Here is a 13,258-nt window from a genome sequence, read left to right on the forward strand (position 1 = left end):
CGGCCTTCCCTTCGCTGCGCTCCGGTCAGGAGCCCGGTGCCTGCGCACCGGGTGGCACGGGCTGCTGCGCATCCCGTGCCTGAGCTGCGCTGCGCGCAGCCTCACAGGCCCGTTCCGGCCTGTGAGGGGCCCGTGCGCTGCGCTCCCGGGCCAGCCCGCTACGCGGGCGGCTGGCTACGAGGGAGGGTGGCCGGGGCCGGTGGTCAACAGGCCGTGCCACTACGGGAAGTGATGCAGCATGTGCTGTTGGCGGAACCCGAGGACACCCATGCATCATTTTAAGCGCTGGGTAGATTCTGGAACCACAGCCCACCACCCCTCCAGGCCACCCACCCCACACCGAGACGCCGCGCCACAAGTCCTGACCTGCACAGACACCCAACCACGTCACAGTGCAGCACGAGCAAGAGGCCACGCCCCGGCCTCAACTGACAGGCCGTCAGCGAACAGGGGCGAATAGCGAAGGTCGCAACAATTCCTGGACCAACGCATAGTGACCCTGCATCAAAAACACCCGCCAGACAAACTCTGGAACCACCACACAACACCACCTAAAAAACCAACCCAATTCAGCAGGGAAATTCGACAGGCTGCTTGGCTTTGGCTCTTGATGCGAGCAGAAGGGAAGGGGGAAGTGTGCGGTAGTGGTGCCAGGCAGTTACCCCCGGCCCCGGCGAACAGGTCAAGGTTGCATGGATGCTCCACAAAGTGGGTGATACGTCAAAGCGGGCGAGACGGTGCGGTTCGGGACCGGCGCAACTAGGCCTCAAGCCCCCTAATTTAGGGGTCTCATCCGTCCAACGTCCCAGGTCAGAGCCATACTTCCTGCCCTGCGGGTCCGTATGTCAGTCACCCCGCACTATGCTTGGGCCTGTTCCTCCAAGGTGTCTGCCTCGCGCTTCACCACCGAGTGGTGAAGAGGCCCGGCAGTCCTGCCGGGCGTCATCTCAGACACCTGGAGGTTCATGTGGAAGGACAGACGACCGCCCCCGACGGCGGCGAGCAGGGCCGCGGTGAGCGGAGCCAGAAACGGCGCTTACTCATCCGACAGCTCCTGATCGACTGGTCGCCGGTACTGGCGGGCGTCGCCAACCTCGTGGTGCAGCACTTCTCGTGATCGGGGAGCACGTGGACCCAGTCGTACCAGGCCAGCTCAGCAGTGAGCCCGGCCGGATACCAGACGGCCGGGCTCACTAGCTGTATCGCGGATGGAGGGTCCCGGAACTGGGGTGGAGCCCGGAGCCGGGGCCCTCTGCTGCGTCAAGTTATAAGAGTCACCCGCGCTTCGATCGTACGGGGTCGACGTGCAAGGTTGCACGCCAGGCGTCGAGGCGCGGCGCGGAGGCCCCGCCGACGCGCGAGCAGCTCCGGGCCCGCGCGATCCGCCGAAGCGCGCCGCCCGCCCGTCCCCGCCCTCTCCTCCAGGTCGTGAGGAGCGCGGGGGTGCGCAAAGGGGGATGTCAGCACCCCGACCAGGCCAGAACCGTGTAGTGACCTGTGCAGGCGCCGAGGCCTTGTAGGGGGAGGCGCAACTCCTAGCGCAACATCCTGGCGCAACACAGAGGCGCAATGTCCTGGTGCAACGTCCAGCGCAACACCCCGGTGCCCTGGCCGGCGGGCGCGGAGGCCCCGCCGACGCGTGATGCGGCCTCCAGGGCGCTCGATCCCCGTGGCGCCGGTCTCCGCCCCGGCCCTGTCCCGCCCTTCCCTCCTTCCCGGTCGCGGGCGGCTGAGGGGGCTCCAGGGAATGTCAGCTTCCCGACCATCCCCGAAACCGCGCGGTGACCAGCTCGAATGCCTCAACGCCCAGGACGGGTCACGCAAGAGTTGTCGGAGGAGTTGCCGGAGGGGTTGTCACAGCAGTTGTCGCAACCCGCGTCGTCAGTCCCGGCGGGGCCACCAGCGGCGGCGCCTGCCCGAGTCGGAAACGTGCTCGGCTTCCCCGGCCTGCGCGGAGGCCGGCCCTGATGGGACGGGCGCCGGGGACGGGTGCGCGGGGCGCGGGATGGCCGCTCGGTCGGGAGCCGGGGGTCAACGCCGCCAGGGCGCGCTGCAGATCCTCGATGTGGGCGGCGCGTTCGTTCAGGCGCTCCGTCAGGTGCCGGGTCTCGGCTTCAGCGAGTTGGCGGGCGTTGCGTTCGTTGGCGAGCGCCGGGGCGTGCTCGTGGCGCAGCCGCTCCAGCTCGGCCCGCAGAGCCGACGCCGTCTCGCTGGGAGCAGCGTCCTGGTGTGTCCCTGTCGGCGCTGGGTCACCGACGCCCTTCTTCTCGTCTGGGGGCGCGGGGGCGTTGAGGCGGAACCCGGCGGCGAGCAGGTCCTCTACCGGGATGAGCCAGCCGCGGTCGTCGTCGAGCACGGCCCCGGGCAGTTCGCCGGCCTCCCGGCGGCGCCGGATCGTCGTACGGCTCACGCCGCCCGCGGCGGCGGCTTCGCGCTGGGTCAGCAGAGGGCGAGTGGTGCTCACGACTCCGTATCCTCCCCGGCCGCCGCCTGTCCTGGCAGACCGACGCACAGTCCCAGCCTCGGGCGGACACGAGGACTCGACCCGCTAGTCCCAACCAAACATGCGCCCCATAACAACAGCAGCGGGGCTTATAGCCGACCAACTCGGCACGTTCAAGAGGCGGAGAGTTTCCGATAGGCGCAACGCAGAAAATTGCGGCTATCCGCAACCCTCGAAATCTTGAATGCCGCCTGCCCGTTGGCCAGAGTCAACACCGCACTCCAGCGCGGACGTACCCCACACGTAACTGTGTGACGAGGAACACACCGACATTGAAAGTGCAGGTCAAGCAGGGGTTGCGGGGCTAACCCCTGCACCAAGGACCCTGAGCCGCCCTGTTGGAGCGCCTCTGCCCGAGACGTAAGCGCTGAGGAGTCTCCACGCTCCGCACTCCATCGCACGCGGACCCGCCGCGTGCCTGAACCCCTGGGGGGATCTCGTGTCCACGCTCGCTCTGTTCGTCCTGCTGATCGGTCTCGTCGTCGGCCTGGCGGTCATCATCGGTCTTGGTTGCCTCGTCTACCAGCGCCCTGCGCTGAAGACCCCGGTCACGGTCGCGGTGACCGCTGCCGGCGTCCTGGTCGCCTTCGTGGTCGGGGTGGTCGGCATCGCCCAGGCCAGCGCGCGGTCAGGTGGTGCCGGCCCCGTCGTCACGGTGCCGCCGTCAGGGCGTTGACCTGCCGTGGTCGGGTCTGTGGTCGGGGTACGGCGGGCCGTGGCCGGGCCTTGCCCGGCCGGCCCGCCCCGCGCACACGGCTGCGGGCGGCACCCCGGTTGTGGGGTGCCGCCCGCGAGGTCGTCTCGTCAGCGGTCGTTCTGCGGGGTGTAGGCGGTGGTCGGGTCGTAGCCGGCCGCCAGGAGCTCCTGCGCCTCCTTGCGGATGTCCCCGGCCACGGTCCGGCCGACGCCGACCGCGGCTTCGATGTCCGACAGCCGGACACGATCGGCGTCGCCTCCGGCGGCCAGGATCATGCGGGCCACCTTGCGTTCCTTGCGCTGGCGCGGGGTCAGGTCCGCCCAGTCGTCGGCCGTGGCGGCCTCGGCCTCCAGCAGCGCGATCCGGTGCCGGGCCTCAGCCGCCCGCTCCCGGGCCTGCTCCGCATCGGCGACCGCCCGTGCCGTCTCGGCCTCCACGGCTTCCTTCCGGCGGCGCTGCTCCGCCGCCTCGGCCTTTGGCCAAGGGCGCGGCCGAGTCTGTCGTCTGGGCTGCCACCACGTTTGTCATGATCACCGGGCTGGTCATCCTGCTGGAAGAGAAGCTCGGCCTCGTCGGGTAGTTGCACGGCAGGTGCGACCGACCGATGAGCAACATCGGCGCGGCACCTATGGGCCGCCCCCCAGCGGGTCGGCGAGGGCGCTGTACGGCGCTCTCGCCGACTTTCAGGCCGCCAGCTGGCCGCACAGGCCTCCCGGTGGTCGAGTCCATGCGCTTGGCCGTAGGGGGAGCACGACTGCGGCCTACCCCCAGGGGGCTCCTAGTACTCCAGCCGTAGATCGTGATCTTCATGGCTGGACGGCCGCCTGATGTCGGTAGTGGCACCGGCGGGCGCGGGCTTGATGCCGACGTCGCCAGTGTGACCAGCGCAGGCGGTGTGCGAGGTCGTGGTCTGGGCGGATCAATGTCGCGAACAGGTGCTGGATCTCGTTGCCGGTTATGGGGATCAGGCCGTCGGGGGCGGGTCGGTCGCGGCGTTCGGCGGCTGCAGTGCAGACGAGGAAGGCGTGGGCGAGCATGGCGAGGGTGGCCCAGCGGTGCCAGGAGGTCCAGCGGCGGACCTGGTGCTCGTCCAGGCCGATCAAGCCCTTGCTTGCCTGGAACGTCTCCTCGATCGTCCAGCGCCGTCCGGCCACCCGCACCAGCTCGGACATAGGCACCGGACGCGGTGAGAAGCAGCGGTAGAAGGCGAGTTCACCGGTGCGACGGTTGCGACGGACCAATAGGCACCACTGGCCGGGCCAACCGGCGGCGTCGTGGATGTCGATCTGGGCCCAGTCGTAGTACCGCTCACCCTTCGCGCCTGCTCCGGCCGACAGCCGCTGCCAGGCCCGCTTCGGGATCCGCGCGGCCAGGGTCTTCGCCTGGAACTTACCGGCGGGCGTGATGACGGAGTGGGTGCTGGACACTGCCAGGACGTAGCCGGTCCGACGATGTTCCAGGGCGGTCCGCATGTGCGGGTTGTCGCCGTAGACCTCGTCGCCCGCGACCCAGCGCGCGGGTGCTCCCGCGTCCAAGGCCCGCTCGACCATGCGGGCGGCAAGCTGGGGCTTGGTGGCGAAAGCCAGGCCGTCGGGGATGCCCGCGCTCCGGCAGCGGTCCGGTGCCTCGGTCCACGAGCGCGGCACATACAGGGCTCGGTCGATGGCGGCGTGTCCGCGGGCGGCGGAGTACACGAGATAAACGGCGACCTGGGCGTTCTCGACTCGGCCGGCCGTGCCGGTGTACTGACGCTGGACGCCGACGGTCGCGGTGCCCTTCTTCACATCGCCCGTCTCGTCGACCACGAGCACCGCCTCGGTGTCGCGCAGGTGCTCGACCACGTAGGCGCGTATGTCGTCACGAATCGCGTCGGCGTCCCATTTCGCCCGGTGGAGCAGGTGCTGCATGCCGTCCGGAGTGGCATCGCCCGCGTGCTCGGCCAGGGTCCAACAGTTCTTCCTCGGCAGGTCCGACAGCAGCCCGGAGACCAACCGCCGCACCCGGCGACGGGGTTCAACTCGGGAGAACCGGCCGGCGATCCGGCTCATCAGTCCTTCGAATGCCTCCTGCCAGTGGGCAGGCACTACGCCGGCGTCCGAGGCCGCCGCGTGATCATTGGTTGTCCACACAACACCCCATGATCAACGGCGGGCTCGGACGCCACCGAAGCCAGTAGTCGGGCCCCTCAACTCGGTAGCGAACGTCGACACCGGCAATGAACCGCAGCTCACACACGAGCCGACGGGCGCCGTCCGGCGCCAAGCGGTGCGGCGCCAACAGCAGCTCCAGCTCGTCATAGCGGGCGTCGACTCCGCCGTGGCCCGGATGGCTCTCCTGTCCGACCTCGCCCGCCTGCTGGCGCTCATACCACCTGGCGTAGATCGCCCACTGCTCGCGCTCCAGCTCCGCCACCGCCTCGCTTGCGGGCCAGACCTGGTACTCATCGACTTCATGGCTGTGGTCGTAGCCGTACATCTTGAAGTAGTGAGGCTTCCCGTCGATGTCAGCAAGGCCGGCCAACGGTTCGCCGTACCACTCCGACTCGACGTACACACGCTCGAAGCCGTCCGCGATCAACTGCTCTTCGCCCCAGATCTCAGCCACCCAGGCAGGCTACCGGCGAGCAGCCTCCGTATCCATGATCACGATCTACGGCTGGAGTACTAGGAAGCGGTAAGGGACGCCCCTGGGGAGAGTGCCGGCTTCTTGCCTCATCCCGGTTTCATCCGGCACACTAGGAGCTACGTCCGGCGTGCCCGGATACAAAGAAAGATCGAGTCACTAATTCGGGAAGCCTCGAAAATTGATGGCATGGTTTATCGGGAAGGTTAAACCTACGTTGTTCTCCAACAACTAGGTATATCACCAGCTCGGTCTTGCCGGCCTCCCAGCCGCTGACCGTCCGCGCCGCACCGCAGTGCGGCGGCCACCTCATCCAGCGTCAGGCCGTGCGCCTGGCGCAGCCGCTTGCGTTCCGCCGGGGGCGGCAACGGAGAGCGGGACGCGATGAGCGCGTCGAACAGCTCGGACATGCAGCACCTCCTGCCCGACCCTAGCGTGAAGCGCAGATTTCGCGTACCAAATGCGTACGGGCTGCGTAAGAAACGGTTGCGTCGCCCGGGCTGTCGCAGGTGCCCCATCTCACCGAACTATGGGCGCACCCCAGTGAAGCCGTCAGGCGTCGCGGTATTGGTTCCGTGCAACGCGGACGACGCGGCCAGCCTTAAGCAGACCGTCTATGTAGACAGAGACGCCGTTGCGGTTGGCCTGCTTGCCGGCGGCGGTCAATGCGTCCGCAATATCACCGAGAGACATAGGCTGAGGCGACACCCTGAGGATCTTGACGATGGCATCCGCCTTGGTGAGGTCTTGGATCGCCGACCCCGGCTCGGATACCGCTGCGCTCAGCTTCTTGAAGGCGTCCAGCTTGGCCTTGAGCCCCTCGATGTGAGCGCCGAGTCGGTCACGCTCGAGTTCGGCTTCACGGAGTTCACGCTCGACGCTGGCGAGGTCCTCGCTATAGGAGTTCACGAGGAGAAGACTATAGAAACCTAGTAGAAGTTAGCTAGGTTTTCTTAAGGATGGACGCTGCTCGACCGGCTGCGTGGGCACGCGAGCCTACGGAGCGGCGATCAGGTTCAGTGAGACGAGCTCAGGCTCAGTGCGATAGGAGCAGGTCCTCTAGTGCTCTGACCGGGAAGGTTCGCCGGGTTGGTGGTCGCGGCGGTTGGATGTCCGGTGACGTCCGTTCGTCCGATCGCTGGGGGTGTGGTGGCTGAGCCTGTCCGTGTGCGCAGGTTGACCGACCAGGAGGGGCAGAAGCTGCAGCAGATCGTGCGCCGGGGCAGCACCAGTTCGGTGCGCTACCGGCGCACGATGATGCTGCTGGCCTAGGCCGGCGGGAACCGGGTCCCAGTGATTGCCCAGCTGGTGCAGGCAGACGAGGACACCGTCCGCGACGTGATCCACCGGTTCAACGAGATCGGCCTGGCCTGCCTGGACCCTCAGTGGGCGGGAGGCCGTCCCCGCCTGCTCAGTCCTGACGACGAGGACTTCGTCGTCGCGACGGCCACCACTCGCCCGACCAAGCTCGGCCAGCCTCTCACCCGCTGGTCCGTCCGCAAACTTGCCACCCACCTGCGCCGCGTGCACGGTCGCGTGATCCGGATCGGCCGCGAGGCGTTACGGTGCCTGCTCGTCACGAATATGCGGCCCAGCCTCACGTGGCCGAATCCGTCGGGGCGTACAACGCGGCCGCGCCTTGAGGAGCACTCCCCCGCCCACAGGGGGTCGCAGTGACGGGCTGCGGCCGCCGGGTCTTAGGCGATTCAACAAATAGGCCCGCGGGGCGGCCAGATGGAATCCGGCTGCCCCGCGGGCTGTTCGCTGGGTATTGACCTGTCGGGTAGACTCAACGAATGTTATCGAGGATCAAGGTTAGTAAATATCCATTTCTGGTGGTCCCCCCCGTTACAGGTCCAAACCCCGACGTCTGCACCATCGTTCTCGTAACCGCCAAAAACTTCCAGGCACTTGTCGTTCATGGCGCTGACAATTGTCCAGCCGGTCCCGGCCACCTTGTAACGCCAACGTTGATTCGCGTTATCCGTACTTCTGCACGTGTACTGAATTACGCGATTCTCTCCGCTGTCCGGATTAGCGACATCCAGACACTTATTCGAATTGTTGTTCACGATCTGGAAGGTATTGTTGGTGGCGGTAGGCACGAACGTCCACTGCTGCCCCAGTCGCTTCTGCACGTCGCTCTTGCGATACATGATCTGGACCTGCGCGTGGTTATCCTTGGACCCGTTTTCCACCTCCATCAGCTTCGAACTCCCTTCCCCCTTGACCTCGTACTTACAATTCTCGTACGCAGGCTTCCAATAGCCGACCGGTTCGCCATCGCTATTCAGGACGGGTGACATCGACCTCAGTCCGTCCGACCACTCTTCAGGGTAATAGTAAATACGGGCTGGATCAAAACCGTTCCAGCCACCCAGGTCGGCCTTCATGTAACCCTTGGTCATGTATACATAGGGATAAAATTCCAGCCACCCAATCTTGCCCGGGGGAACCGTCATGCTATTCGTTCCGCTGACGGTCTTCGTGTCCACCCATGACGTGCTCGTGCCATCATGCCAAGTCTTGGCTATGCTGAAGTTCAGGGCGGCTGTAGGTATAGCCGAGTTATCCTTACCGAAGATCCCGCCGGGTGAGGTGGCCGTTGCCCCGCCACCGATCGTTAGGGTCTCATCATGCGTGGATGTAAACGTGGACCCTAGTGTCACCGATTCCGTGTGGCTTTTAGTGAGTGATGTCGTGGTACCCGGGATGCAATTGTTGAGGGGATTTGTGCCTCGGACGGGCTTGTTCAACCACTCTTTCTCTTCATGTACTGTGTGGTACCAGCACTTGTCCTCGTGCGCATCAGCGCATCCGTAAACTCCAAGGACCGTCCGGGGCCCCATAACGAGATCTGCTTCGCCATTCTCCATACGCTGCACGTCTTCATAGGTCATGACGTCAGTACACGTCTTGCGCTCCCCGACCCCCGATGCGTCGTTGACCCATATTGACGACACTTTGTCATTGTAGACCCAGTTGTCGATTAGGAATTCATCGCTCGTTCCGAAGGGGAATGCCTCGCACAGGCCCTCGTAGTTCTCGTCTTCGTAGATGATTATCTCGTCAGACCCCACCCTCAGAGACGATATGGCGTCGTTTCCTACAGGCAGAGAGCCGACGTTGGGGACGCTCTTCGTGATCTCCGTGCAAGTGCCGCTCCAATCTCCAGCCGAGCAAACGATCGCCGGTACACCGCCAGCCTGCGCCGCCTTGGCACCGACCAACAGTGAACCGGCCATCGCCAAAACAGCGGCGCCAGCTACAGTCCATCTCCTCGCCACGCGTGCGAGTCTGTTCCTTCTGGGCTTCATCGTGTGTGATCCATCCTGTCTCTTTGCAGAGGCAGCGCAAGAAAGAGCAGTCGAGGCCATAGCACCGGGATACCAGCTAGTCTTGCGATGCGACCTCGACGGATGACAACACGCAGCGAGTCTCGAGCACACTAGGGAAGCACCCGGGCTTATCTGGCAGATTTCGGCGTTGTTGCCTGACGTTCGGCTTCTGTCGATCCATCAGGAGCGCGACAGGCATGAGCTTCCAAGATCATGAGGATCTCGATGCCCCCGTGAGCAGGGTAAGCGAGCGCGCCTGTCGACGCACCATGTACTGAACCCGGTCAACTTGACAGTCTGAGCAGACGACGCCCTACTCGACCTGCACCAGACACAGAGGAGCGTCATCCGATCGGTGGTCAAGCTGGGTGAGTAGCTCCGCGCAGCCGGCTGCCGATGCGGCTCGTCAGCCAGGTCGTCGTCGAACCCGACGATCATCTCCAACTCGACGACCGCCTCGTCGACGAGGTCGATCGAGCAGTGTGCGTGCAGCTGGCTCGGGCAGCGTGACGAACGCGCCCCTTGCGTCGGTCATGGCCCCGCCCGGATACTGACTTCGGCTCTTCAAAGTGACGTGGGTTCGTCTAGGGGCGGCCGGTGCCGGTTAGGGAAGCCGTCGACGATGTCGGGCCGGTACTGAAGGCGTTTGAGCCGGTTACTGCGGTTGAACTCGTGGTGTCGTAGGGGCTGACGGCTGGTCGTCTGCTGCGGTGTCACCGGTGCATGCGGTACTCCACAAGGGGGCGGGCTGACCGCCGAACGGCAGCAACTCCGCGAGGAGTTACGGCTCAAGGCAGCCCAGAGGTTCGCCCAGGCCGAGGCGAGCTCAATGATCGCCGAGGACCTGGGGGTCAGTGTCCGCTCGGTGCAGCGATGGCGGCAGATGTGGGACAAGGGCGGTCCGCGGGCTCTGCGGTCACAGGGACCGGCGTCGCTGCCGAGGCTGAGCGAGAAGCAGCTCGCCGAGCTGGAGGCAGAGCTGGCCAAGGGGCCGGCCGCGCACGACTGGGAAGACCAGCGCTGGACCCTGAGCCGTGTGAAGACGGTGATCGGCCGACGCTTCCACCTGACCTGCACGGTTCAGGGCGTGCGTAAGCTGCTGGTGAGCAACGGCTGGTCCTGTCAGGTGCCGGCCCCGCGAGCGATGGAGCGGGACGACGAGGCGATGGCCGGGTGGGTCAAGGAGGTGTGGCCCCGGTGGTCCGATCATGCTCGTCTGGGACAACATCAACGTCCACAAGGCCGCTGGCCTGCGGGAGTTCGCCGAATCCCGGGACTGGCTGACCATCTACTACTTGCCGCCCTACGCACCCGACCTCAACCCCGTCGAAGGCATCTGGTCTGCGGCGGGGCTGGCTCTCCAATGTCGCCTTCAGCACCCCCGAACACCTCGTCCAGCGCATCCGAGGCGGCCTACGGCACATCCAGTACCACAGCGACCTCAAAGACGGCTGCCTCGCCGAGACCGGCCTGACCAACAGACCCGGCTGACCAACGGCGACACACCGCGAGTTCAACCTCAGTAGGCCATCCGCAAAGTCGGGTCGTCGGTCTGTTCGTGGTGTGCCCCACAAGGGGGCTCTGGCCAGGTCAAGCAATCGGGTGGTCCTGCGGCGGGCGCCACGAAGATCCACCTCGCCTGCGACGGACAGGGCCGCCCGCTGGCCTTCACCCCCACCGGCAGCAATGTCGACGATTGCACCCAGTTCGAATAGGTCATGGCCCGCATCAGCATCAGCCGGTTCGGGCCGGGCTGCCCCAGGACCCGCCCCGAGCGGGTCGTTGGCGACAGAGGTTACTCGTCAGCGAAGAGCCGCTCCCACCTGCGTCGCCGCGGTATCAAGGCGGCAATTCCTGAGCGCATCGAGCAGATTGGCGGCCGCCACAGCCGCGACGGGAGCCGCTGCCCGCTGGACCGGCCGCCTACCGGCGCCACAACGTCGTCGAGCGCTGCTTCAACAAGCTCAAGTACAACAAACCCGGGCCACCCGCTACGACAAACTCACCCGCCACTACCGAAGCCTGGTCACCCTCGCCTGGGTCCTTCGTTCCCGGATATCGAGCCGGAATGTCTCAGCCCTGCGCTCGCAGTTGACTCCACAGTTGCTGTCTCTATCGAATCTCGATAGATTCCTATCGCAGTTCGATAGAGAGGGTCGATAGAGAGGGTTGGGATGGGCAAGTTTGCAGTGCTCGCGCTGCGTGCCGTTGTCGCCGTACTGATCGCCGGTTCGTTGTGCGTGCAGACCGTGATGGTCTCGCTGCTCGCCGACGGCACACCTGAGGGTGTCCTCGCGGACCGACGCGTGCCGATCGTGGTGATCGTGGTGCTGGGCATCGTGGCGGCGCAGGTGGTTCTGGTATGCGTCTGGCAGTTGGCGGGGATGGTGCGCCGCGGGACAGTGTTCTCGCACGCCGCCTTCCGGTATATGCACATCGTGATCGGCGCGTTTGTGGCTGCGGCTCTGCTGGTGTTCGCACTGGGCATGGTCCTGGCCCCCGATGAGGCGGTGGCGCCGGGCATCGTGCTCCTGATGGGCGGGGTCTGCATGGCTGTCTTCGCCGTCGCTCTGATCGTTTGGGTGCTGTGGATGCTGCTCGGCCAGGCTGTCGCGCGCGATGTCGAGGCCGCCCGCATGCGGGCGGAGCTGGAAGAGGTGATCTGATGCCGATCATCGTCGACATCGGCGTTTTGTTGGCCAAGCGGAAGGTCTCCGTGGGAGAGCTCGCCGCACGCGTGGGAATCACACCCGCCAATCTCGCGGTCCTCAAGAACGGCCGCGCCAAGGCCGTACGGTTCTCCACACTGGCCGCACTCTGCGAGGCACTCGAGTGCCAGCCCGGCGACCTGCTGCGCTGGGAGGCCGAGGAACTCCTGGACGGCGCCACACGGGGAGGGCTCCGACTGTGAACGCGACCGACATCACCCACCTCAAAGCCACCGCCAGTACTGACGTCCTGGTTGTCGGCGCGGGACTGGCCGGACTTCACACCGCCACACTGCTTGCCAGGCAGGGCCACGACGTGCTCCTGGTCGACCGGCGCACCACTCTTTCCACCGCGATCCGCACGACGGGGATCTTCGTCCGCAAGACACTCGACGACTTCCCACTGCCGCCCGAGCACCTCGGACCACCGATTCGCCGCGTGATGCTCTACCCGCCCAGTTTGCGACGCCCGGTCAGCCTGGTCAGTGCCCGCGACGAGTACCGCGTCGGTGACATGGCGCCGCTCTACGAGACGACGGCGGCCAAAGCATCTGCGGCCGGCGTGCGCATCGCCCTAGGCACCCGCTATACGGGTCGTCAGGGCAAGACGTTTTACCTGATCGGCCGCGACGGACCAGCAACGACCCGCGCGCGGTTCGTTGTCGGCGCCGACGGAGCCCGCTCCAGCGTCGCCCGTGACCTGAACCTCGACCGCAACCAGCACCTGCTGATCGGAGCGGAGGAGGTCTTCGGCCTGACCGGGCAGGACCAGCCGCCGACGTTCCACTGCGTGCTCGACCCCGTGCTTGCCCCGGGCTACCTGGCATGGGTCCTCAACGACGGACAGCACGCCCATATCGGCGTCGCCGGCTACGCCGACCGCTTCCCCCACGGACTCCGCGCAGCCCTGCAACAGTTCAGCGCTTCAGCGCCCGGGCTGGCCGGCGTGCAACGTCCTGACACGGTGGAGCGACGCGGAGGGCCAATCCCCGTCGGCGGGGTACTGCGCCGCATCAGCTGCCCGGACGGAATCCTGGTGGGGGACGCGGCGGGCGCCGTCTCACCCCTCACCGCCGGTGGCCTGGATCCGTGCCTGCGGCTGTCGGAGTTCGCGGCCGAGGTCCTCGACGACGCTCTGCGCAGCAGCCGGCCGGATGCGCTGTCCCCCTACAATGGAGCTGCCCTGCGTGCTCGTTTCCGAGGCCGGCTCATGTTGCGCGAGGCCTTGGCGCACATCCGCTCTCCGGCCATGACAGAAGCCGCCTTCGCCCTGTTGCGCACTCCGCTGGGGCAGGCGGCGGCCGACCGCATCCTGTTCGGCGACAAGTCCTTTCCCCTTCCCGCGCCCCGGCCCGCACCTCGATAGGTCACGGCTCTACTTGCGCGCAGA

The 13,258-nt window shown here is 66.1% G+C and carries 11 protein-coding genes and 5 pseudogenes; 9 read left to right on the forward strand and 7 right to left on the reverse strand.

Annotated elements, in window-relative coordinates; translation table 11 throughout:
• Positions 1 to 967: 967 nt before the first annotated feature.
• On the forward strand, positions 968 to 1,117 hold the full coding sequence (locus ACIGAQ_RS36175; protein ID WP_399790593.1) for a hypothetical protein: 150 nt from the start codon (positions 968 to 970) through the stop codon (positions 1,115 to 1,117).
• Positions 1,118 to 1,816: 699 nt separating this feature from the next.
• On the opposite strand, the gene ACIGAQ_RS36180 is transcribed toward ACIGAQ_RS36175, so the two are convergent.
• Positions 1,817 to 2,464 carry a helix-turn-helix domain-containing protein gene (locus ACIGAQ_RS36180; protein ID WP_399790596.1) on the reverse strand — a complete coding sequence of 216 codons (648 nt, stop codon included), beginning with the start codon at positions 2,462 to 2,464 and terminating at the stop codon, positions 1,817 to 1,819.
• Positions 2,465 to 2,942: 478 nt separating this feature from the next.
• Between ACIGAQ_RS36180 and ACIGAQ_RS36185 the strand changes: the two genes are divergently transcribed.
• Entirely contained in the window at positions 2,943 to 3,179 is a 237-nt protein-coding gene (locus tag ACIGAQ_RS36185; protein ID WP_399790598.1) for a hypothetical protein, read from the forward strand.
• A gap of 128 nt (positions 3,180 to 3,307) precedes the next feature.
• On the opposite strand, the gene ACIGAQ_RS36190 is transcribed toward ACIGAQ_RS36185, so the two are convergent.
• The 5 genes and pseudogenes from ACIGAQ_RS36190 to ACIGAQ_RS36210 all read right to left on the reverse strand — a co-directional run bounded on the left by ACIGAQ_RS36190 (position 3,308) and on the right by ACIGAQ_RS36210 (position 6,731).
• Positions 3,308 to 3,637, reverse strand: a complete 330-nt coding sequence (locus tag ACIGAQ_RS36190) for a hypothetical protein (RefSeq protein WP_399790601.1) — start codon at positions 3,635 to 3,637, stop codon at positions 3,308 to 3,310.
• Between the two features lie 369 nt (positions 3,638 to 4,006).
• Positions 4,007 to 5,248 (reverse strand): IS701 family transposase, encoded by a 1,242-nt coding sequence (locus ACIGAQ_RS36195; RefSeq protein WP_399790604.1) that lies wholly within the window; start codon positions 5,246 to 5,248, stop codon positions 4,007 to 4,009.
• A 64-nt stretch (positions 5,249 to 5,312) separates the two neighbouring features.
• Positions 5,313 to 5,804 (reverse strand): hypothetical protein, encoded by a 492-nt coding sequence (locus ACIGAQ_RS36200; RefSeq protein WP_399790607.1) that lies wholly within the window; start codon positions 5,802 to 5,804, stop codon positions 5,313 to 5,315.
• A gap of 265 nt (positions 5,805 to 6,069) precedes the next feature.
• Positions 6,070 to 6,232: pseudogene (locus ACIGAQ_RS36205) on the reverse strand (helix-turn-helix domain-containing protein); the annotation flags it as partial.
• A 142-nt stretch (positions 6,233 to 6,374) separates the two neighbouring features.
• On the reverse strand, positions 6,375 to 6,731 hold the full coding sequence (locus ACIGAQ_RS36210) for a hypothetical protein (protein ID WP_399790610.1): 357 nt from the start codon (positions 6,729 to 6,731) through the stop codon (positions 6,375 to 6,377).
• Positions 6,732 to 6,971: 240 nt separating this feature from the next.
• Here ACIGAQ_RS36210 and ACIGAQ_RS36215 point away from each other — a divergent pair.
• Positions 6,972 to 7,397: pseudogene (locus tag ACIGAQ_RS36215) on the forward strand (transposase); the annotation flags it as partial.
• A gap of 224 nt (positions 7,398 to 7,621) precedes the next feature.
• On the opposite strand, the gene ACIGAQ_RS36220 reads toward ACIGAQ_RS36215, so the two are convergent.
• A complete protein-coding gene (locus ACIGAQ_RS36220; protein WP_399790613.1) occupies positions 7,622 to 9,139 on the reverse strand; it encodes an RICIN domain-containing protein in 1,518 nt (505 codons plus the stop codon).
• 769 nt (positions 9,140 to 9,908) lie between these two features.
• Between ACIGAQ_RS36220 and ACIGAQ_RS36225 the strand changes: the two are divergent.
• The 6 genes and pseudogenes from ACIGAQ_RS36225 to ACIGAQ_RS36250 form a co-directional block, all read left to right on the forward strand.
• Positions 9,909 to 10,334: pseudogene (locus ACIGAQ_RS36225) on the forward strand (transposase); the annotation flags it as partial.
• 22 nt (positions 10,335 to 10,356) lie between these two features.
• Positions 10,357 to 10,651 (forward strand): annotated as a pseudogene (locus ACIGAQ_RS36230) (transposase); the annotation flags it as partial.
• 91 nt (positions 10,652 to 10,742) lie between these two features.
• A pseudogene (locus ACIGAQ_RS36235) lies at positions 10,743 to 11,197 on the forward strand (IS5 family transposase); the annotation flags it as partial.
• A gap of 137 nt (positions 11,198 to 11,334) precedes the next feature.
• Entirely contained in the window at positions 11,335 to 11,826 is a 492-nt protein-coding gene (locus ACIGAQ_RS36240) for a DUF2975 domain-containing protein (protein WP_399790616.1), read from the forward strand.
• On the forward strand, positions 11,826 to 12,071 hold the full coding sequence (locus ACIGAQ_RS36245) for a helix-turn-helix domain-containing protein (protein ID WP_399790619.1): 246 nt from the start codon (positions 11,826 to 11,828) through the stop codon (positions 12,069 to 12,071). Before ACIGAQ_RS36240 ends, ACIGAQ_RS36245 begins: the two co-directional genes overlap by 1 nt.
• A complete protein-coding gene (locus ACIGAQ_RS36250) occupies positions 12,068 to 13,234 on the forward strand; it encodes an NAD(P)/FAD-dependent oxidoreductase (protein ID WP_399790622.1) in 1,167 nt (388 codons plus the stop codon). Before ACIGAQ_RS36245 ends, ACIGAQ_RS36250 begins: the two co-directional genes overlap by 4 nt.
• Positions 13,235 to 13,258 lie beyond the last annotated feature (24 nt).

It is taken from the genome of Streptomyces sp. NPDC085932 (genome assembly GCF_044540525.1).
GTDB classification, from domain to species: domain Bacteria; phylum Actinomycetota; class Actinomycetes; order Streptomycetales; family Streptomycetaceae; genus Streptomyces; species Streptomyces levis.

Bases quoted from the DNA above. Each gene is read 5' to 3' on its own strand.
- ACIGAQ_RS36195 (WP_399790604.1), bottom strand. From the start codon at position 5,248: ATGAGCCGGATCGCCGGCCGGTTCTCCCGAGTTGAACCCCGTCGCCGG.
- ACIGAQ_RS36220 (WP_399790613.1), bottom strand. From the start codon at position 9,139: ATGAAGCCCAGAAGGAACAGACTCGCACGCGTGGCGAGGAGATGGACT.
- ACIGAQ_RS36240 (WP_399790616.1), top strand. From the start codon at position 11,335: ATGGGCAAGTTTGCAGTGCTCGCGCTGCGTGCCGTTGTCGCCGTACTG.
- ACIGAQ_RS36245 (WP_399790619.1), top strand. From the start codon at position 11,826: ATGCCGATCATCGTCGACATCGGCGTTTTGTTGGCCAAGCGGAAGGTC.